Here is a 19499-nt window from a genome sequence, read left to right on the forward strand (position 1 = left end):
GCGAAATCTGGCGTCTTTTAATCCACTCTATTATGATCACCGACTGCGGGTGATGAGGCAGGATACGATCAGGCGGGATTGGTTTCCAGACGTGGATTCATGAGGCGCTTACTATTGTCTGGCACTGTTGAAGTAGTATTGTCTCCATCTGCAACAATATCAGGTTTAATTCGACCATCCAATGTTGGACCACGACTGCTGAATGCGCTTATTGCATTTGGAGGTACGATACTGCCAACAGTAATGATATTTTTAGCCCCAGCTAGCGGCCCAATCGTAGTAAAACCATTTACCCCTGCCAAATTTGGGTCAGCAGCAAGAGTTGGCCAGTTATCGGCTGCACATAGATTCGCAGGACGAGGTGGAAGCGGAACCCCTGCCGGGGCTTGTGGTGGAATGTCGTTATGATCATTTCCGGCAGCCCAAACTAGAAGCTGATACCCTAGTGAAAGCTTATCGAGCTGTCTTGAGTCGTTTAGATATTGACCAAAATTATTTCCGTAGTAATGCCAGCAATTCGGAGTGGCGGCACTGTTGTCATGATCGCGAAAGTCCCAACCGTCTATCCTTCCCCAGGAATGGTTCGATAAAGTATGATTAGCCTTGTCATTGGCAATCTCAGTGAAGACATCACCATTAAAATTGAACGAGCGAATAATTACTCCAGGAGATAACCCCATTGCATTCGCATTTCCTGCTCCACTACCCCCGATAGTTCCAGCAACATGCGTCGCATGGTCATCATAGTTGTTAGGATTATAGGTGGTGAGATCACATGCCATAGGATTTTCTATAAGTGATACCCGCGCTCCAAAATCCGTATGACAAGTATCGACTCGCCCACCATCCCATATGGCCACCGTTATTCCTGTTCCATTTACACCCCATGCAGCACGATTGCCTGCTGTAACTTGAGATGCTGCGGCTGAATCGACATTGTTGTTGACTGTTGGTGGTGTAGGCCCGGATTGAAGAGCATATACAAACGGATGTTTCGCAATCTCAGCTATATCTTCGAGACGAGCAAAATCCGCGACAATCGAATCGTCCGTTGTCTGCGTAATCTTGCCTCCGGCTTGAGTAATTGCGTTCGATACAACTTGCTTATCTTGATCGCTCATAAATGTTGCTACAGAATATTTTCCGTTTGCTTGCGCAATTGGGCCCCTACTCCAGACTTCAGGAGAGATTTTATCCCTTGCATTTAATGGCACAATTCCATCTACAAGCCCTGAACCATACAGCTCCTCAATATTTTCCTTGGTTATTCCAGTGACATAAAAAGCATTAACGTTCAAATATGAATGAAACTGTATACCAAGGTCCGATAACTGCTTTTTTGCAGCTTCAGATGAGTTATCTTTAAGCCTTACAATTGTAATTTCGTCCCTGTCCGCGCTGTATCTATAATCTGCAGAGATCTTAAAGACACGAGAATTCACAATAACTATTGGGTCCCTCTTTTTTATAAGCGGGGCTGTATCTTTCACGTCAAGATAGATCTTCCCATCGAACTCTTCTTCTTCAAAGAATTTTGACAATCCGTTCACTTCAGGTGTTTTTTCCGATTCTGTAATCTCAGTTTTCACGGGTTCCAATATAGGATTTTGCACTTCGTTAACAGATCTCTCGGGTTCCTTCACTTCGTTAACAGATCTCTCAGGTTCCTTAATAGTATTATATAGGCTAGCGGATTTTTCCTGCTTGGACTCTGAATGCAATAGCCAACCCAAGACTGCTATAGATACAAGCCCGATACTGTATCCGACTACTACTTGCTTCAAACCCATAAAATTCTTTCCTTGTCTTAATATCAGGGATTCAAATTAATCACTTCAAATGCATTCAGGTTGCAGTAAATACCTGTCCAAGAGGGACGAAGCTGAGGGTCATAGTTAAACGTAACTGACTTGCCAGCGGCGGCTGCCATGAGAGCCGCAGACAATGTTTCTTTGTCGAGCGGACTAATTGCCACCGCATCACAATCGTTTCCGAAGCCGGCGCTGGAATATATCAGAGTTGTTCCTCTCGCAGCTGTTATGGGGTATGTCTGGGTCAGTGTGATGATGCGCGTTATTTTCGAACCTGTCTGGGTGAGCTGAGCACCGTATATAGATAAGGGTGTTGTCAAAAGACTTCCTAGAATCAATGCTTCAAAAACAGTACGGGACAGCTTAATCATTAAGATTCTCCACTGATTTTTCTTTCGGTGCGTTGCGCAAAATATAACGCTCCATAATTTACCAAAACCAAGCAGATCTCAGTTCAGAACCACAATCTGAGCAACGTTCGCACACTTGTCAGCGGGCCATATCTCGGAGACTTGAGTTGAGTAGATTGATAGATCTATAGCCGCATCATAGATAACTTTCACTTTTCTCCCAGAGGCCTTTGCCATGGCTATAGCGGCCATATGGTTTTTGAGTGCATTCGCATGTCACGAGCGCACTAAAAAATGGGGCCTCAGAGTCACATCTTCAAATTAATGTGGCTTACTCTGACCAGTGCAATCTAAGTTTTACGTCTGAAGCTCTGAAGCAGCTTGCCAGCCTTGGAGTTGAAGTTGGCTTTACAGCTTATCAGATAGACGACGACGGCAGCGATGATGATGGAAATATTTGGAAAATATGATAATAGAAATGTTTTATGGTTTTCTTCAATTATTGCTTACCTTGGTTTGACCTATCAATGGAGTATTGAAAATCCGAGTGTCCTTGAAGTAGGGTTTGACTGAATGTATACCGTACTACGCATGACTTGTGATTCAGATGAAAAACTGGGCGACCTAATCAATATTGGCGAAAGAATTGAGCGCCTCAGAAAAGGCGCTTTTACCGGACTAAGAAAGGACGCGAACTGGTTTGCCTGTACAATCGCAGGGGACTCTGACCCCGAAAATCACCGGGCAGAAATATTGAGTGGCGTCAGCCTGCTTGCCAATGAAATCAAGGACGCTATCGGCTTGGGCTTTCGGGCCACTCTCGATCTAGCCGTGGAACCTGAGGATTTTGGGAACGCTCCCTACACCAGCATCGGATTTGATTCCGGAGTTCTTGAGAAGGTGACCACCATGGGTATAGGAATCGAAGTCACTATCTACAGACCTTAAGAGGATTTTTTACGCCTGACCGGCCTTTAATTTGCCGGGTGTATTCACACCCGGAGCCAGGGCGGGTATTGCAGCCCCTTTTCAAAAGAACCTGCTGAAATTCACCAATGCTATAGACGCAGCAGAATCCTCCCCGAACAGAGGAGTACGCTGGGGCGTGCCGCATGCGTAATTGGAGACGTTCGTCCCCTCGGTTGTGTTCATGCTGGCCTGTTGCACATCCATTCCCCTCAAGAGTCCCAATTCCCAGGCTGATGCTTCTCCTGTCGACAAGGCCCCTATGCTCACTCCAGAGGAATTGAAACGCGATGTTTCAAGGAGCGCGGCTCAACATTTTATGAAGCTCTTCAAGTGAAGAAGGGACGACCATCGCCTGCCCATTTTCCAGAATGACAGCCATTCGGCCGTTGTCCCGTGCCAGCCTCAATAGCTGGGCAGCTGCCGGCAGCGAAATGGAGCTGAGTGCTTTCAGATCCTGCCCCCAGACTCTCAGGACCGTGTCATCACCGATCGTCAGAATTTCCCCATCGGTGGGATGAACTGCAAGCTGCCTCACTTCATTTGGATGGGCTGAGACCTTTCGTATGGAGGCGCCATCCGCCGCCCAAAGGCCAAGGGCTCCATCCTCAGAAGCACTGATAAAGCGGTTCTCCCTTCCAACAAAGGTCAGACCTGTGACCTTGAGTTCATGGGCGTCGAACTCCTTTGGCGCGGTCATGGCATTCCGGTCTGCCCAAATTGAGATCACCCCACGCCGCTCGCCACCCGATATAATGGGACCGCCGTCTTCAGCTTCCGCTATCTTCAGGACCGGATAGGGAGGCTGAACCGTCTGAAGTGAAAGGTTCACCTCGCCCTTGGTGTTATAAAGCCTGAGGTACCCTTCCGAGCCGAGAAAAAAGCTATCATCCACCGTGTTCCATAGGAACGATTCCGGCCTCGTTGTCTCATCAACCTTGAAGATTTTCACAGGTGTTCCGGGATTGCTCCGGTTAAAGATCATGGCCGTCTCAAATCCAAATCGGATCAAGGTGTTATGCCCAATAACGGTATAACCAAAGCCAATGCCATCAGCCGTTTTTTCCGTTTTGGCTTTTCCGCCTGACACCGTTACAAGGGTTCCGTCGCGGAATGCCAGCTGGAGGACGCTCTCAGCTGAGAAGGAGGCGTCAGAAATTTCGTCCGTTTTGAGCCCTGCCGGAATTGGGAAAGGCTTCAGGAGAGGGTTTGAAAGATCCCACTTCGCAAGACTATTGGAAGTGTTTGAATAAAGGATATTGGCGTCACCAAACCAAATAGTATGAATAGCCTCGCCTTCAGCGAGACGGAAAGAGGCCGATGGCTCAAGACCGGGCAGATTGAAAGCACGTATAAAGCCGCTCTCATCAACTACGGCAAGCCTGGAATCATTCAAAGCCATGACTGATGTCTTGAAGGAAGCAAGTTCGGGGGATTTGACCTCGGTGAACTTCTCCCTTGAGAAAACCCTGACGGTCCCGTTTTCAGTTCTGGCCGACAGGAATTTACCGTCCGGGCTCAACCGGACATCCTCGATAGCGAACTCTCTGCTTGAGAAAACGTCCATAGTGGCTCTGGAAATCAAATCGATCGTCGTAAGACGCTCAGCGGTATGGACGAGCAGGGTTTTGTCATCAAGGGGCAGGATTCCCTCTATGCCTTCATCAAACGTCGCCAGTTCCACTTCGGTATTCGCAGCGTCAAGGGTTATGGACTTGATGGCGACATCGGCCGCGACATGGATCTTTTCCGACTTCGGATCAAAGGCAAGTCCATGAATGCGTCCTTCAAGAGCTTTTTCAAGGATGACCCTTTTTCCGCTCAGGTCCCAGACCATAAGCGATCCATAGACGGATCCTGCTGCAAAAAGGCTCCCATTTTTCGAGAAGGCCATGTTCTGAAAGGTGCTGAAGTCGGGGTCTTCATAATCCAATACCGTTTTGAGCTTCTCGTCAATGACACGAACCCTGCCATCAGAGTCTCCGACGGCAAACCGTTTTTTCCCGGGGTCAACAGCAAAGCCTTCCACCATGCCCAGATCCGCCTGACCACTCAGGACCGCATCCTTTCCCATGGAGATAAGAGCCATGTCCGTCTCACGGAATATGACCGCCCTGCCCTTACCAAGGGGGAGCGCGGCTGCATAGGTCTCAATGGCCTTTTTTCCTTTCAGATGAGATCTTTGAATAACCTCATAGAAGCCTGACTTGAGTTCCGCGATCAGGGCCTTCTGATCATCCATGAGAGCAAGCTTTTTCCATTCAGAGTAAGCCCGCTCGATGCTCTCCTGAGCGGCTTCATATCTGAACTTTTCGGCATTGAGCTTGGCGTTATCGATAAGCTTTTCAATGAGGACCCTCCGCGGCTCCTCATCAATTTCAAACTGGATGCTCTGAACCTTCGAGGTGTTGCCGGCAGGATCGCGAGAGTAATAGCAGAGAAGCCATCTGCCCTGCTTAGGGGTCTCAAAAAGCTGAGCAGGAATAAACGTGCCGCTGCACTCTCCCCCGGCCTTTTCCTGGGAAACTATGGAGACAAAAATCTCGGAACTGCTGTCGTCACTTGAAAGTCGGATCTTTTCATCAGTCTTGACCCGGGGAAGCTCCTGCCCCCCTCCAGCGACTCTTGGCAATTCGACACCTGCGGTCGGGACCGTCCTGTCGATCCTGATACGGCATACCTTGACTACTGATTCCTCCCGGCGAAGCTCGTCCGCGCTGATGACTTCAATTTGATAATCGCCATCAACCAGAATCTCTCCAAGATCAACTCGAAGGGTCGTCTCGTCCAATGTGGAGTGAATTGGAGTGGAAGACTCACCCTTCTTTAAAGCAGCCTTGAATTTGAAGCGTTCGCGCTGGGACAGCGTTGGTCCAGCCACGGAAATGTCCAGTTTCGTGGAATTGGTCGCAAAGGCGTCACCTGCACAGTTGATCTGAGGCACGAGGGCGGAGAGAACTTCCATCCGGACCGAGGCAGGGTAAGTCAGTTCATCTATTGAGAAAATCTTCCCCTCCTGCTTGGATGGGCGATTATCGCGAATGGTCAGGACCCCGGACTGCTTGTCCTCAGGAATCTGAACGCACCCTTTCTCACTTGTGACCAGCTCAAGGCCGCTTAGCTGAGCGGAAATATTCCGGCCGCTTGCGCCTTCGTCCTGCGAGTCATAGACCTTGACGAAGCGCTCTGACCAATTGCTGGCGTCCTCGCCGCAGGTATAAGACACAGGAAGAACCCGGTTTTTGAGCTTTGTACAATTATTGGACAGCAAACCAACAGCAGCAACAACCAAAATCCGCAGCAATCTCATCAGGAGCCTCCAGCCACTACAATCCACAGCAGGGGTTTTGCAAACCGCATGCCCTGCAACGCTTTTGCCTGCAAACCATGGAAATAACTTATGAAATTAGACCGAGGGCCAATAATTGGATCTGCCCGCCCACTAATTTATGTCGACTTGTTGCCGCTGGACGCTGAACTTTGGACTTTCAAAGCATTTCACAATCACCCAAACTACTGTTCTCCAAAGCTTTGAAGGAATTGACAGCCTAAATACTCAGTGTTAATGAGAGGTTCGCCTCTGAAAGAAGCGCTTTTCGGAGACCCTGGTCAAGGAACAACCCAAGATGCTGCCCTCGTGCTCTCAAGACAAAAGGTACCTGACGATCCATAAGGAGCTTTCTTATTGCGACGTCTGCCAAGGCCATCTTCATGAGAGAACGCAGATAGCCGAACACTATCGAGCCCAAATCCTGGAATTCTATAGAGATACTGGCTATGAATCTGTTAGATTCTGTCCGCACTGCAGTGGGCGAAGACTAAAAATACTCGAGCATAATCGTTATAGGAACTCAATCGAGCAGTGCTCCCAATGTCAAGGGGTGTGGTTCGCCCAGGATGAGTTCCACCAGTTCTTGAAGTATGCGCATCGGCGCCTTCAGAAAGGACCGGAAGATGTCGGCCACATGGCAGTCGACACTGAATTGCAAAGGCGCTACGAATACCAAAAATACGCCAGAATCGGCGCAGAACATGTGAAATTGTTTTCCTCTAACTTCAATCCATTCCCATCGACATTTTATGCATGGGATTTTTTGCACTTGCGTAGCAAGCCCATGACTTTGCTTTTTGCTGTACTCAACCTAACACTCATTCTCCTGGTCAACTCAGGCTCATTCGAAAATGCTTGGAACTGGGACAAAGGCGTTTGGATCCCTGAGTTTTTTATTTCCATGTTTCTTAACGCCAACTACTTTCAGTTCGGTTGCAGTCTTGTGCTGTTATGGATCGCGGGCATTAGGTTGGAAGAGTTCCTGGGATCAGGGCGCTACACCCTGCTCTATCTGGCAGGTTATTGCCTGAGCTTTATAGGCATCCTGCCATTTCTAGAGGGAAACACTCCTCTTATTGCTGCGGGTGGGCCAGTCGGAGTGTTGGCAGGTGCTTCCATTATCCTTTTCGAAAAGCTTGGAATCGCCGACCTGTCCCTTGAATTAATTCTTTCAGCTAAAGTATGGATCAGCGTGCTTCTTTCGATCCAAACCGTCGTGCTTCTATTCAGCGACGTACCTTGGAATGCTTGGCTGGTAGCTGATTTAGGTTTTTTCATTGGCCTTGGGATGGGTCATTTATTTAAGCGGATCTTCAAACTACACGACTGCAGCCTCATGTGAGTTCGGATTCTCTTCAGATCCAGGATAAACCCTTTAGTTCCTCAACCATAGCATTCCAAACGAACACCACATTCCAAGTATCTGAGGGTATCTGTGCGCGAAGTCGAACGAGTGTTTGCGATCCGCTATGACTCGCCCCCACTCCTCACAGAGTTCGATGGGATTAAGGATTCGTTATGATCTTCTGCAGGTGACTACAGAATTCCTCACGTCGCGTGCTGGCAGGCGACAGGGGGAAGGGCCTTGCTGAAAATTGTTCTATTCAAATAGCTAGAATTGCAATAACATATAAGAGAACATCCAAAAACTCTTTATTCAATCGGTATCAACATGAGAAAATCTCCCTGTTTTCTTCTATTTTTTATTGCATTTCCAGCATGCAAAACAAGTCACGAATTTACGTTAAGAAACACTTCTGAGGTAAGTAAAGAAGAAGCACCGTTCATAGACCTTCTGGTGAAGAACAAGATTGCTACGTTAAATGGAGAGGTTGAATCAACAGCCGGAACTACGATAAAGGTAAAAGAAATAGGACCATCTCGGTCCTTTCTAGTTGATTTTGACAAAGCTTCATTTGAGAAAATCATAAAATCTGCTTGTGATAAGAATGTTTCCGACCTGAAGGTTCAGTCAGTACAAGAAAAATCAGCTGAACTTGAGTGGGGTTTCAAGAGATCTTCAGATTCTGGAGAGACAGTGGCAAGCTACCATGCAAAAATGGAAATCAATGAAAAGCATGGTTATGAAATTTCATGTTCATTCAAGCAGTAAGCAAATATTCGAAGGAATTAAATAAAAGAGGGACCGAAAAAGGTCCCTGCTATTGAAAAATCTCAATTGAGGTTAGCCTTACTGATAAGGCATGAATTCAATATCAATTCCGGCAACATTAACTACAGCGTTATTCGTCCAAACTCTTGTTTCCAAGCCTTTAATCTCATCCAATGATTCGAATTCAAGCACAATCTGAACCCATCTGCCAGCCTGCTTCCTTTCTTCGGGAGATGTCGGGTCTGGCTTAAGCGCATCTTTTGTTTCAATCAACGTATCAGGAAAACCAGCGTTGAAACCATACAGTTGGAGAACTGTGAAACTATCAACTCTCAGTGGATAATTTATCAAGTCAGACTGTTTAATAACTCGTTGGTCAAGAACTCGTTGGTTGCCATAAACGTCAATGGTAAAAACTTCAGTGTTTGCAGCACCGGGGGCGAAATTGGAAATCTTTCCTACATGAAAAGTAACTCGATATCGGCCGCCAAATGGATAATCATTATATGGGCCGTAGACAATTGCCTGAGATTTTCTGCATTCAACTGCAGTCCAATAAGGTCCTTCCCCTTGTTTCGCACACTGAGTCTGTATCATAGGATTCCCTGGTCTGTATCGATCGGATTTGCCCTTGCGATCGCAGGATGTGCCAGCAGGAGTATAGAATTCCTGGGGATAGTTGCAATTCAATGCACTAAATTTCGGCGCGCCAGAGTCACAAACATAAGTGATAGTCCCATTTCTCGTAGGCTCATCCCAAATCTCCCCACGTGCACAAGTCCTGGGTTCGCACGTATTCGTTTTTGGGTTCCTCTGATGTGTATCCTCACAAATGATCTCACATTCAAACGTTGATTTGTTCGGCAAATAACCCGAATCACACTTTAATGTATTAGGATCGGGAATTTCCTCGCCACGCTCGTTGCATAAAGATTGGATCTCTCCTCCACCATTTTTTACTCTAGAAGTTTCTTTGGAGCCATATTTTGCTCCATTAGAACAATTGAAACCGCAATCCAGAAACAGCTGTTCTCTAGCGCAGAATTCAACATTGTCTGGTGATTCGCCCGTTGACCTTAGGAAATCTTCAAGATCTTTCTTGCCAAGATTTGAAGTGGAATTATAAGGATAGGCCGACCGGTCAAATGTTCTGGGATCTCTCATAAAATTATTATGAAGGAAATATTTGAATTTAACGGATGGATTCATGTAGTCGAGCACGACAGGATGAAGACTCTCGAGATATTTACGACCCCCGAGCAAATCTATATAACCAGTTCCACGTTCTGAAAGTTCCCTGGCAAGTAAAATCGGCTCATTGCTTGCCAACTCAAAGGGTAAGATATTCAAATTTGTTCTCTGAAAGTAATCTTCACGACACTCATTTGAATCACTGTCACGGCCAATGTAAGCAGTCAAGTATGCCCGCTTGCAGTAAACAGGGCGCGTGTTACTAGTGTTTTCAACGTAAATATCGAATGACTTCGTCAGGCCGTCGACCTCATTTGGCTTAATTCGCGTGTTAAGCGGCAGTGGTTCGGACTGTGCAAAAGCTTCCACAGACAAGGTTGCAAGGAAGAATGAAATTGCTGCTATGTTGATAATTTTCATGTCATTATCCTATCCTTTGAAACAAACATATTTAGAGCACGCACCTCAACAATGAAGCGCAAGATATCCCAGCGAGCTCGCTCAGATGGCCACGAGATTTAACGAAAGTGCAGCCTAAAATCTGCTTCCATTCCGACCCTAATCCATTATGGCCTCTAAAGCCGTAATAAAATCGAGCTAATTAAAGTAATCGTTCTCAGAGCTCGCTAATTGCCTGCTACCGTATTGAAACAACTGCAGATGCGGTATATACGCACCTCTAGCGCAGACCAATAGCGCTTTGCGAGTCAGCCCTACTAACTTTCAAAGTTATTTGACCCAGGATCGAAAGATGAGTTCAGGAGTTATTGCATGAGACTTTTCAGAATCCTAACGGCACTGCAGATCACCCACCTGATGGTGACGGCTGGCTGTTCACGTGAAACAAAATTGCGCACGTCCTCACTCAATGCGATCGTGGATTCTGAAGAAGGTGAAAAACTGCCGAAAATATTGGGATCCATGCCTATTGCAGCGGAGGTCTCTCAGGCGGGATATGCCCAGAGCACCATCACTTTGGATACTTTACCGTCCGGCAATGGCTTTTCACCTAAACTTTCACTGGTTTACAGTTCCTCCCTGGGCGCTGGAGACATTGCCGGCTATGGCTGGAGTCTCGCTGGGATAAGCTCCATAAGCCGCTGTCCATCCCATAAGAAATTCGAAGGCGCGCACAGGGCGATAAGCCTTGATGATAAGGACAGCATTTGCATGGACGGCAAAAAGCTTCTGCTTGTAGAAGGGCAAAATCTTAAAGCTGGCGCCGTCTACCGGACCTATCTGGACGATTTCAAAAAAATTAGCTTCAACGGCCAGTCATTTGAGGTGATCGCAAGGTCGGGTGAAAGGTGGACACTCGGTGAAGGCAAGGGCAGCCGTGAATATGGAAACGATACCACCCCATTGACCTGGTATATGAATCGAATCGAGGATAGGAGCGGCAACGCAATCGAATTTTCCTATCTCGAAAATGGCAGCCGCCTCTATCTTGACAAGGTTTACTATGGTGGCAATCGGGTCTTCAACAAGCCTCATTATCGCTCGGTTGAGTTCAAGTACATGGAGTCCGGGCACCCGCAGCGCCGCTATGTGGCGGGAAAGGCTTTTGAGACGGGCCTTATTTTGAACCAGATTGATGTTGCTTCATCTGCCGTCCAGTGGTCCTACCATCTGACCTACAGGAACATCGAAAATTTCGCCTACCCGGTTCTGGATTCATTCCGTCAATGCTTCAAGAACGCGGCCTGTTTCCCTGCCACCAAATTTCACTATCAGGGCGGTCAGACGCCAGACATTAATGAATACGATTCGCTTATCCTCAAGGAATTCTCGACGATGGTTGCCGGAAAGTGGTCCGCGGGAAATGCGGGTCGGGCCTTCCAGGATATCAATGGGGACGGATTTACTGATTTCATCGCGATCCGAAAGGGCGAGCTTGCCTATAGCCTTGGCAGCCGGAACGGAATGGGAGAGCAGATTGCAGTACCCCTGTCGGAGACGGAAAATTGGAATCCAAGCTACGACATGTTCTCTCTGAATGACATGGATCAGGACGGATACCCTGATATTGTGGTCTTTCTCAGCAAGGCGACGATGAGTGGGGTTTATGTCTCCCGCTGGAATGGGACTGGTTATGAAGGATTTGAGAAGATCAGTGACGGTTTTGGCAAAGGCTGGACCGTGCGATCGGACTTCCGTTATGTTGCCGACGCGAACAACGATGGTCTGCCCGACATTATCGGGATTCGTGCGGATGGAGTCTATCTAGCTCTTAACCAGAATGGAACCTTTGTCGGTGGTGAAAAACCGGTCCTCGAGGCCATGGGCTTCAATCATCGGTGGTCAAGGGTTGAACATCCTCGCTTCTTTGTCGATGTCAACGCCGATGGTCTGATCGATATCCTCGGTCTCTGGCGAACCGATGTCCAGGTTGCATTGGGCAACGGCACTGGCTTTGATCAACCGACTCAATGGATGAATGGTTTCGGGTATGATCGCTTTTACAGCAATTCGACTGTATTCCGCCGTATAGCGGATATGAACAGCGATGGTCTGATCGATCTCGTCGGCTATGCTCGTGATGGCATTTATGTGGCGCTCAATACCGGTCATGGATTTGCCCAGGACGAGAAGTGGCTTTCCGATCAGGTGGCATCCAAACGCTGGGATAGCACCTATGACAGGCGTTTTCTATTTGATGCCAACAGGGATGGCTTTGCCGATTTTGTCGGCTTCAAAAAGGATGGCGTGCAGATTGTATATGGAGAGGGGCGGCCAGTTGATGGCAAGTCTCCTGTGGTCTCAGCGCGGCTCACGAAATTACATGATTGGAGTTCGTCTGCCGGCGAAATTGAGATTGAGGATTTGAACGGCGACGGCAGCCTGGAGTTTCTCTTCTCATCAAAGAATGGATACTGGGGTGCAAACATCAAAAGTGACCCGCTCCAGCTGGTTGGCATTGAGGATGGACTCGGCAATTCCACAAGCTTCACGTACGCTGACATTTCCGACTCTCGAGTGTATTCAAAGACAAACCAGCCAAAGTATCCAAAAATCCCTGTTGCCGGGCATTTCCCTGTCGTTAGGGAAATCAGCAGGACCGGAAGCAATGGCTCCGATTTCAAGGTAAGTTATCGCTACGAGGACGGGGCCTTTGATGTAGAGGGATTTGGTTTCATTGGTTTTGCAAAACGCAGGGCTCTCGACCACAATTCGGGCACTGAAACCCACGAATACTATAGTCACGACACAGACCGTCTGGTCCATGGCAGCCTTGTCAAGGTTGAGACTTTTTCACTGAATGGTGGCCGCAGGATTGTCAGCAGCACCAGCAGTGAGTTGGAGATCAAGGTTTTTGCAGATCATCCTCTCCATCAGTTCGCTTATGAAAAGTCCTCGACGTCCCGCTTCTTCGATGAAGTTGGCATGGAGATATACACGGTCAAGGTTCAAAATATATATGACGATTTCCGAAATGCGAAGCATGTGGAGACAGAGGTCCAGGACAAAAATGGAACCTATAAGACTGTCGTGGAGACGGTTTTCGAGAATGACGAAGCTACGTGGCAGATCGGCCGCGTGAAACAGATCAAAGCCACGAAGTCAGATTCATCGAATACCAAAAAAATTACCAATATCACAGAGTTTGACTATGATAACGACGGGCGTATGTCTTTCGAGCTGCAAGAGCCCAATTCGCCTCTTTGGATCAAGAAGGAGTTTCAGCGGAACCTGAATCCTTATGGACTTGTTGATGCAGTTATCACCAGCTGGGGGCCGGAACATGGCAAGAGGCTTGATTTCACCCAGGTGACCTCATCAACGAAGTACGATAGTCAGGGCTTTGTGCGGGATCAGGTAAATGCACTTGGTCATGTGGCCTCACAGGCTGTTGATCCAGAGACTGGACTCGTCACGGATGCCTGGGATGTCAATGGACTCAAGACCAGCTACACCCATGATCAGGCCAATAGAATTGAGACGATTACCACACCCTCACTTGTGACTACCCGGATCGAACGTGGTTACTGTGATGCATCCTGTCCTTCCAAAGCTGGGACCTGGCAGAAGGCTTCAACTCCGGGATTTGGCGAAGAGAAGACCTATCTCGATTCATTCGGGAGGGTGCTTCGATCGGTTAGAAGTCTCTCCACTGAGAAACAGATGGCACAGGACCAGATCTGGCATCCGAATGGTCTGATTTGGAAAGTATCCAAACCTTATTTCGTGGGTGAGCAGCCAAAACACTGGACGGAGTTGTCCTACGACGATCGCAATCGACAGAAGCGCGCGGATTTTCCGGATCAGACCCATGTCGAGACTGTCTATGATGGTCTGACAACAATCCAATACGATGCCCTTGGGCGCGCGAAAACTTTTCAAAAGGATGCGCGTGGCCTCTTGCTGCAGGTCACCAACGCAAAAAGTGAGACAATCACCTATCAATACGATGCAGCCGGACGGATGACCGCCCTCATCGACAATGCCGGGAATATCACCCGCATGGATTACGACGTCCATGGGCGTCGCACCACTATGGTGGATCCGACCACCGGAACAACAGTCACCGCGTTCAACGCCTTCGGTTTGCCGGCCGAGGAATCAAATCAGAATACTGGCAGTGAGACATCATACGATGCCCTGGGTCGTATGTTGAACAGGACAAGGCTTCTCACAGGGAAGGCGCCATTCGTCGAGACCTTCACCTATGATACTCAGCCCAACGGCATTGGCATGCCTGCCACGGCCAATGGACCAGATTCAGCCGTGACTTATCACTATGACCCTTTATCAAGACCGTCCGAAACCGTTCAGGTCCTGCTTGGAAAAACCTATGGCAGCTGGACCAAATATGATGGCCTTGGGCGTGTCGAGCAGGTCGGATATCCCAGCGGCTTTGCCGTGGATTATGTTTATGGCGGCGTCAGCGAACTTACGGAAATCAGAGCCCAGGGCTCGCAAAAAGCGCTTTGGAAGCTTCAGGAGCTTTATCCAAGCGGCACCATCCAGAGCTATAAGCTTGGCAATGGCAGCACCGTTTATGTGAACCGCGATGAGCGAAACGATCGGGTTTCAGCGGATATCGCAACGTCCCCGGACCTTGGAAGTTTGGTTTCGAAGTCCTATGACTACTATGAAAACGGCAATCTCCGTACCCGCGAAGACGCTGTGACGGGAGTTGCAGAGTCGTTTACTTATGATCCGATCGATAGACTTGAAACCTTCACAGGCCCTGATCTCAAAACTGTCACAATGAAATACGATGCAATGGGCCGGATTGAGTCCCGCAGCGACGTGGGAACCTATGAATACGGTCAGGGCTGTACTGACGGCGTGAACAGCCCCTTTGCCCTGAAGAAAATTGGGACCAGGACTTTCTGCGCGGATGGCCGAGGGAATTTCCTGAAGTCGGACAAAAGAAGCCTTGTTTACAATGCCCTTGATCTGCCTACCGAGGTCAGAGATGGTGACAACTTTTCACGATTTGTCTACGGTCTGGGCGGGCAGCTGCTCAGCCGTGAGGATCTGGTGGATGGTGAAAAGACCCGAACCCTTTATGCAGGTGAGGGTTTTGAAACCTATGAATCGAAGGAAGGCACGGTTCAGCGGCATTATGTTGGTGGTTTTCTTGTGGTTGAGATGGAGGGCTCAGAGTACCGCGAAAACTATCTTTACAAGGATTATCTCGGCTCGAATCTGGCGGTAGCTAACCACTCTGGTCAGGTGACGGAAAGATTTGATTACGATCCTTTCGGACAGCGAAGAGATAGCGCGAGCCTTGGCTGGATTGATGGGTTCAAGCCGAAAGCCACCAGCCGTGGTTTTACAGGGCATGAGCAAATTGATGGAATGAATCTGATCCACATGAAAGGCCGCATCTACGATCCTACGATCGGGCTGTTCCTTTCTGCAGATCCCTATGTTCAGGATCCAACCGAGATTCAAAACCTGAATCGATACACCTATGTGATGAACAATCCCCTCGCCTATAACGATCCTACTGGGCACTTTTTCAGCCGCAAAACTCTCAAGCACTGGGGAAGACAGATTTCCAATGTCGGTAAAGGGGTGGTCGATTTCGTTACCAGCCCCGGCAGGTTCCTCTCTCATAACTGGGAAAAGGGACGGACATGGATCAGCAATTCCCAGAATCAACGCCTTGTCATGTCCATCGCAGTTTCAGCGGCTGCCAGCTGGATAGGGCCAGGCGCGGGTGCCCTTTGGTATCAGCAGATGGCCTATTCGGCCGCTGTTGGCTATACCAGCTCCTACGTTGCCTCGGGCGGGGATTCGAAGGCTGCACTAAATGGCGCGATCACTGGAGCGGCTTTTTCTCTGGTCGGGTCAGCTTTTGATAAAGCGAAGATGACGCCTGCTGTCCGGGTCGGAAAAGTCATGGCACACGGAACTGTTGGCGGTGTCTCAGCTGTTGCTTCGGGTGGGAAGTTTGAATCCGGATTCTTATCAGCTGGACTGTCTCAAGCCATCGGGCAGGGGTTGGATGAATCCGGCGTCGGTTTTAGCGATAGCCCCAAAGGCTGGGAGTATGCATCCAACGCGGCAATAGCAGCTGTCGTCGGTGGCACAGTCTCTGAGGCAACAGGAGGAACTTTTGAGCAAGGCGCTTTGACTGCAGCCATGGGGAGATTGCTTAATGATGCACAACATTTGGGAGAAGAACCGGGGCTGGAAGATGGAACGCCGTTGATCGGTGAATTCGTCGATTGGCTTGGCGACAAGATAGAGAAAAACTTGTTCGGCGAAGGAGCCTGTATTTCTCTTGGAGAAACCGGAACCAGATTCTGCCCAACAGTTGCTATAGGCACAGTGAGGAATGTAGTAGCCGCTGGAGAAAGCAGCAAAGTGCTGATTAATTCTACGAGGCAGCTACAGGCCAAATTCAAGCATGCTTCTGATTTTGACGTATTGGGTAATTACAGCAAAGCCAATTCATCGAAATTTAGTGCTGCACTGAATCAACATATTAATAGCGAAGGGGTAACAATAATTCAGGGGACATATCGAGGCAACCCTGTGGTACATTATCTTAATCCATCCACGCAATTAAATGTTATTACAGACCCAGCAGGGAAATTTATTAGTGGCTGGAGACTCAATCCCGCCCAGGCGCAGAATGTCTTGAACCATGGAGGACTGTAAATGAGCGGACAGGTTAAGTTAGACCTTTCTGGTGATGAAGCGCTTGTTCTCTTTGAGTGGTTGGCAAGAACCAACTCAACTGACCTAGCAGGCCTCTTCGAACACGAGGCTGAAAAAATCGTGAGTTGGAATTTGGAGGCAAAGCTCGAAAAATTACTGAGTGAACCCTTGGAAAAAGACTACAAAAGGACACTGGAAAAAGCACGCGACCGGCTTGCTGCTGCAGGTTCTTGACAGATATTTTAGGATGATCATTGATTAGTTACGGTCGGACTATCCAGTAATTATTGGCCGATACAATATTACTGTTTTCTGATCACCAGCTGCGGGTGATAGGGGCAGGATACGATCAGGCGGGATTGGTTTCCAAACGTGTGTTCATGAGGCGCTTACAAAGCATGTGCCAACACACCTTCAAAAGTGAGGGATGACCAAGGTGTCGAGAAATTTGGCGCGAGTTATAAACAGAAGTTGTGGATGAGCTGAAGGAAGGCAGCGTATCTTAGTCGGACCACTACGACCGACAACCCGTAACTGTAATTATGGGAAATACGCTGTTGAGGAAGACTAGCAATGCTTTGATCGAATTTCCACGAGAATCCGAAGGTCCCTTACTGACGGTACTGCGTGAGGGAGCCAGGAAGATATTGGCGCAGGCCATCGAGGTTGAAGTCGATGAATACATCCGAAGACATGCCGAGCAATTGGACGAGACGGGAAAACGTCTCGTCGTGCGTAACGGCTTCATGCCTGAACGCACGATACAGACTGGTCTCGGCGATATTCCTATCAAGGCTCCTCGTGTCAATGACCGCAGGAGTGATGAGTCCGGGAAAAGGTTGCGCTTTCACTCTAAGCTACTCCCGCCTTATCTTCGGCGGACAAAAGCTATCGAAGAATTGATTCCGTGGCTTTATTTAATGGGTGTATCGACTGGCGACTTCTCGGATGCCTTGACATCCCTCGTCGGGAAAGATGCTCCAGGACTTTCCGCCAGTACGGTAACTCGCTTAAAGTCGGTGTGGCAAGACGAATATAGGCAGTGGCGCGAATCGCCACTTGGTAAAAGAAGATTCGTATACATCTGGGCCGACGGCATATACTTTAACATCAGACTGGGCGAGGATCTGCGCATGTGCATGCTGGTGATCGTCGGCGCCGATAGCGAGGGCAACAAAGAGATCCTTGCCGTCGAACCCGGCTATCGAGAGAGCGCGACGAGTTGGAAAGAGATCTTGCTCCGGCTGCGCGATCGAGGCCTGACACCAGCTCCGGAACTCGCTATAGCCGATGGAGCCCTCGGCTTCTGGGCCGCACTCGCTGAGGTCATGCCCGAGGTCAAAGGACAACGTTGTTGGGTTCACAAGACGGCAAGCGTTCTCGACAAGCTGCCCAAATCGAGGCAGCCAGAGGCTAAAGGGATGCTCCACGAGATATACGAGGCCGAGACTCGCGAAAGCGCGGAGAAGGCGTTTAAGCGGTTTATGGAGGTCTTCGAAGCGAAGCATCCCCGCGCGGCCGAATGCCTTGTGAAGGATAACGATAAGCTCTTGGCGTTCTACGATTTCCCCGCCGAACACTGGCGGCATATCAGAACTACGAACCCCATTGAGTCGAGCTTCGCCACGGTCCGATTGCGAACGAAGCGAACGAAGGGATGCGGTTCTGTGGATGCCACGGTTGCGATGACTTTCAAGCTTCTGATGGATGCGAAGAAAGGGTGGCGGAAGCTGAACGGGCACAAGCTATTGGCGGACGTGATCGACATCACGGTGAAGTTCAAGGACGGGATAAAGATGGCTGCCTAAATTCTTTCATCCACAACATTTGACAATATCTCTCGTAAGCTCGCGGATCGTATACATCAATCAGTCGCTCAAAAGGGAGAGCGAACGGCTCGATTTCGATTGAGAGAGCAAGGGTCGGGACGAACGCTCGACCCTTGGTTCCTATCCGAAGGCCGTACTGCTCGAAGCGCTATCATCGCAAAACCTTATGGCCCTGTGATCCCTTTGAGGTTCCCACAAGTGCACATTTTTTCTGATCCAATGGAACCAACGCAGTGCTATTTTGATGCTAATCCGATAATGGCGTCATGAAGCCTGCCAGGCATAAGCCGGCTGGTCGGTGCAGGAACGAATGTTTTGCACTACATACCATTACGAACTCTCCGGGAGCGATCGGTGCTTTGACTCCTATTGCGAAAGCTCAGGGACCTTTGAGAATTCCTAAAATTGATTCTGAATTCATGAAGGGGCTCGATGACGGCTCCGCTCCGGAAACACAGCTGGAAATAGCATCCTCGCAACTCCGAGAGCCTAAATCAGCCTAATGCAAGGCATCCTGCAGTTTCCTTGGCTCACCTGCAAATGACTTTCATTAAGTAAGCGTGCAGTTTGTACGAAAACGAAAGAGTCGTTGTGGGATCACTGCTTGAGGAGTGCCGCATATGAGACCGGGCTGGATCCAGCTTATCCGGCCGGCCCTTCTCTGCCAGATCGCTCTCCACAATGCATCAACTGCCTGCTCATGGTTTTGAAGAGACGCCGCAGGCAACAGCGTAAGATGCGCATTTTTACTCAGTAAGGCTCATGGGATGTTCTCCTGGTTCCGGACAT

At 48.8% G+C, this 19499-nt stretch carries 10 protein-coding genes and 1 pseudogene; 7 read left to right on the forward strand and 4 right to left on the reverse strand.

The annotated features are described in order from the left end of the window. Positions 1 to 68: 68 nt before the first annotated feature. Both OLTU_RS16915 and OLTU_RS16920 read right to left on the reverse strand, forming a co-directional pair. Positions 69 to 1790 (reverse strand): S8 family serine peptidase, encoded by a 1722-nt coding sequence (locus OLTU_RS16915; RefSeq protein ID WP_141733943.1) that lies wholly within the window; start codon positions 1788 to 1790, stop codon positions 69 to 71. 23 nt (positions 1791 to 1813) lie between these two features. Further along, entirely contained in the window at positions 1814 to 2182 is a 369-nt protein-coding gene (locus OLTU_RS16920) for a hypothetical protein (RefSeq protein ID WP_141733944.1), read from the reverse strand. A gap of 552 nt (positions 2183 to 2734) precedes the next feature. Between OLTU_RS16920 and OLTU_RS16925 the strand changes: the two genes are divergently transcribed. Then, positions 2735 to 3109 carry a hypothetical protein gene (locus OLTU_RS16925; protein WP_141733945.1) on the forward strand — a complete coding sequence of 125 codons (375 nt, stop codon included), beginning with the start codon at positions 2735 to 2737 and terminating at the stop codon, positions 3107 to 3109. A 313-nt stretch (positions 3110 to 3422) separates the two neighbouring features. On the opposite strand, the gene OLTU_RS16930 is transcribed toward OLTU_RS16925, so the two are convergent. Further along, a complete protein-coding gene (locus OLTU_RS16930) occupies positions 3423 to 6437 on the reverse strand; it encodes a WD40 repeat domain-containing protein (RefSeq protein ID WP_141733946.1) in 3015 nt (1004 codons plus the stop codon). Between the two features lie 316 nt (positions 6438 to 6753). On the opposite strand from OLTU_RS16930, the pseudogene OLTU_RS33220 reads away from it, so the two are divergent. The 3 genes and pseudogenes from OLTU_RS33220 to OLTU_RS16940 form a co-directional block, all read left to right on the forward strand. Then, positions 6754 to 7032: pseudogene (locus tag OLTU_RS33220) on the forward strand (zf-TFIIB domain-containing protein); the annotation flags it as partial. A gap of 60 nt (positions 7033 to 7092) precedes the next feature. Then, the gene (locus tag OLTU_RS16935) at positions 7093 to 7800 is read left to right on the forward strand and encodes a rhomboid family intramembrane serine protease (RefSeq protein WP_245676825.1); all 708 of its coding nucleotides are present in this window, start codon (positions 7093 to 7095) and stop codon (positions 7798 to 7800) included. 330 nt (positions 7801 to 8130) lie between these two features. Continuing rightward, a complete protein-coding gene (locus OLTU_RS16940; RefSeq protein WP_141733948.1) occupies positions 8131 to 8571 on the forward strand; it encodes a hypothetical protein in 441 nt (146 codons plus the stop codon). A 78-nt stretch (positions 8572 to 8649) separates the two neighbouring features. Here OLTU_RS16940 and OLTU_RS16945 read toward each other — a convergent pair whose 3' ends face one another. Beyond that, complete coding sequence (locus OLTU_RS16945; protein WP_141733949.1) at positions 8650 to 10182, reverse strand: hypothetical protein; 1533 nt, start codon at positions 10180 to 10182, stop codon at positions 8650 to 8652. Positions 10183 to 10533: 351 nt separating this feature from the next. Here OLTU_RS16945 and OLTU_RS16950 point away from each other — a divergent pair, with 351 nt between their 5' ends. From OLTU_RS16950 to OLTU_RS16960, 3 genes are all read left to right on the forward strand, one after another. Next, positions 10534 to 16881: an FG-GAP-like repeat-containing protein gene (locus OLTU_RS16950; protein WP_141733950.1), complete on the forward strand. Its 6348-nt coding sequence runs from the start codon at positions 10534 to 10536 to the stop codon at positions 16879 to 16881. Beyond that, a complete protein-coding gene (locus OLTU_RS16955; RefSeq protein WP_141733951.1) occupies positions 16882 to 17115 on the forward strand; it encodes a hypothetical protein in 234 nt (77 codons plus the stop codon). A gap of 308 nt (positions 17116 to 17423) precedes the next feature. Then, complete coding sequence (locus tag OLTU_RS16960) at positions 17424 to 18689, forward strand: IS256 family transposase (RefSeq protein ID WP_369696353.1); 1266 nt, start codon at positions 17424 to 17426, stop codon at positions 18687 to 18689. Positions 18690 to 19499 lie beyond the last annotated feature (810 nt).

Source organism: Oligoflexus tunisiensis (genome assembly GCF_001748245.1).
GTDB lineage: Bacteria > Bdellovibrionota_B > Oligoflexia > Oligoflexales > Oligoflexaceae > Oligoflexus > Oligoflexus tunisiensis.

What these genes read in the sequence shown, in the direction of transcription:
- OLTU_RS16930 (WP_141733946.1), bottom strand. Translation starts at nt 6,437, where the DNA reads ATGAGATTGCTGCGGATTTTGGTTGTTGCTGCTGTTGGTTTGCTGTCC.
- OLTU_RS16955 (WP_141733951.1), top strand. Translation starts at nt 16,882, where the DNA reads ATGAGCGGACAGGTTAAGTTAGACCTTTCTGGTGATGAAGCGCTTGTT.
- OLTU_RS16935 (WP_245676825.1), top strand. Translation starts at nt 7,093, where the DNA reads ATGGCAGTCGACACTGAATTGCAAAGGCGCTACGAATACCAAAAATAC.
- OLTU_RS16940 (WP_141733948.1), top strand. Translation starts at nt 8,131, where the DNA reads ATGAGAAAATCTCCCTGTTTTCTTCTATTTTTTATTGCATTTCCAGCA.
- OLTU_RS16950 (WP_141733950.1), top strand. Translation starts at nt 10,534, where the DNA reads ATGAGACTTTTCAGAATCCTAACGGCACTGCAGATCACCCACCTGATG.
- OLTU_RS16925 (WP_141733945.1), top strand. Translation starts at nt 2,735, where the DNA reads ATGTATACCGTACTACGCATGACTTGTGATTCAGATGAAAAACTGGGC.
- OLTU_RS16945 (WP_141733949.1), bottom strand. Translation starts at nt 10,182, where the DNA reads ATGAAAATTATCAACATAGCAGCAATTTCATTCTTCCTTGCAACCTTG.
- OLTU_RS16915 (WP_141733943.1), bottom strand. Translation starts at nt 1,790, where the DNA reads ATGGGTTTGAAGCAAGTAGTAGTCGGATACAGTATCGGGCTTGTATCT.
- OLTU_RS16920 (WP_141733944.1), bottom strand. Translation starts at nt 2,182, where the DNA reads ATGATTAAGCTGTCCCGTACTGTTTTTGAAGCATTGATTCTAGGAAGT.
- OLTU_RS16960 (WP_369696353.1), top strand. Translation starts at nt 17,424, where the DNA reads ATGGGAAATACGCTGTTGAGGAAGACTAGCAATGCTTTGATCGAATTT.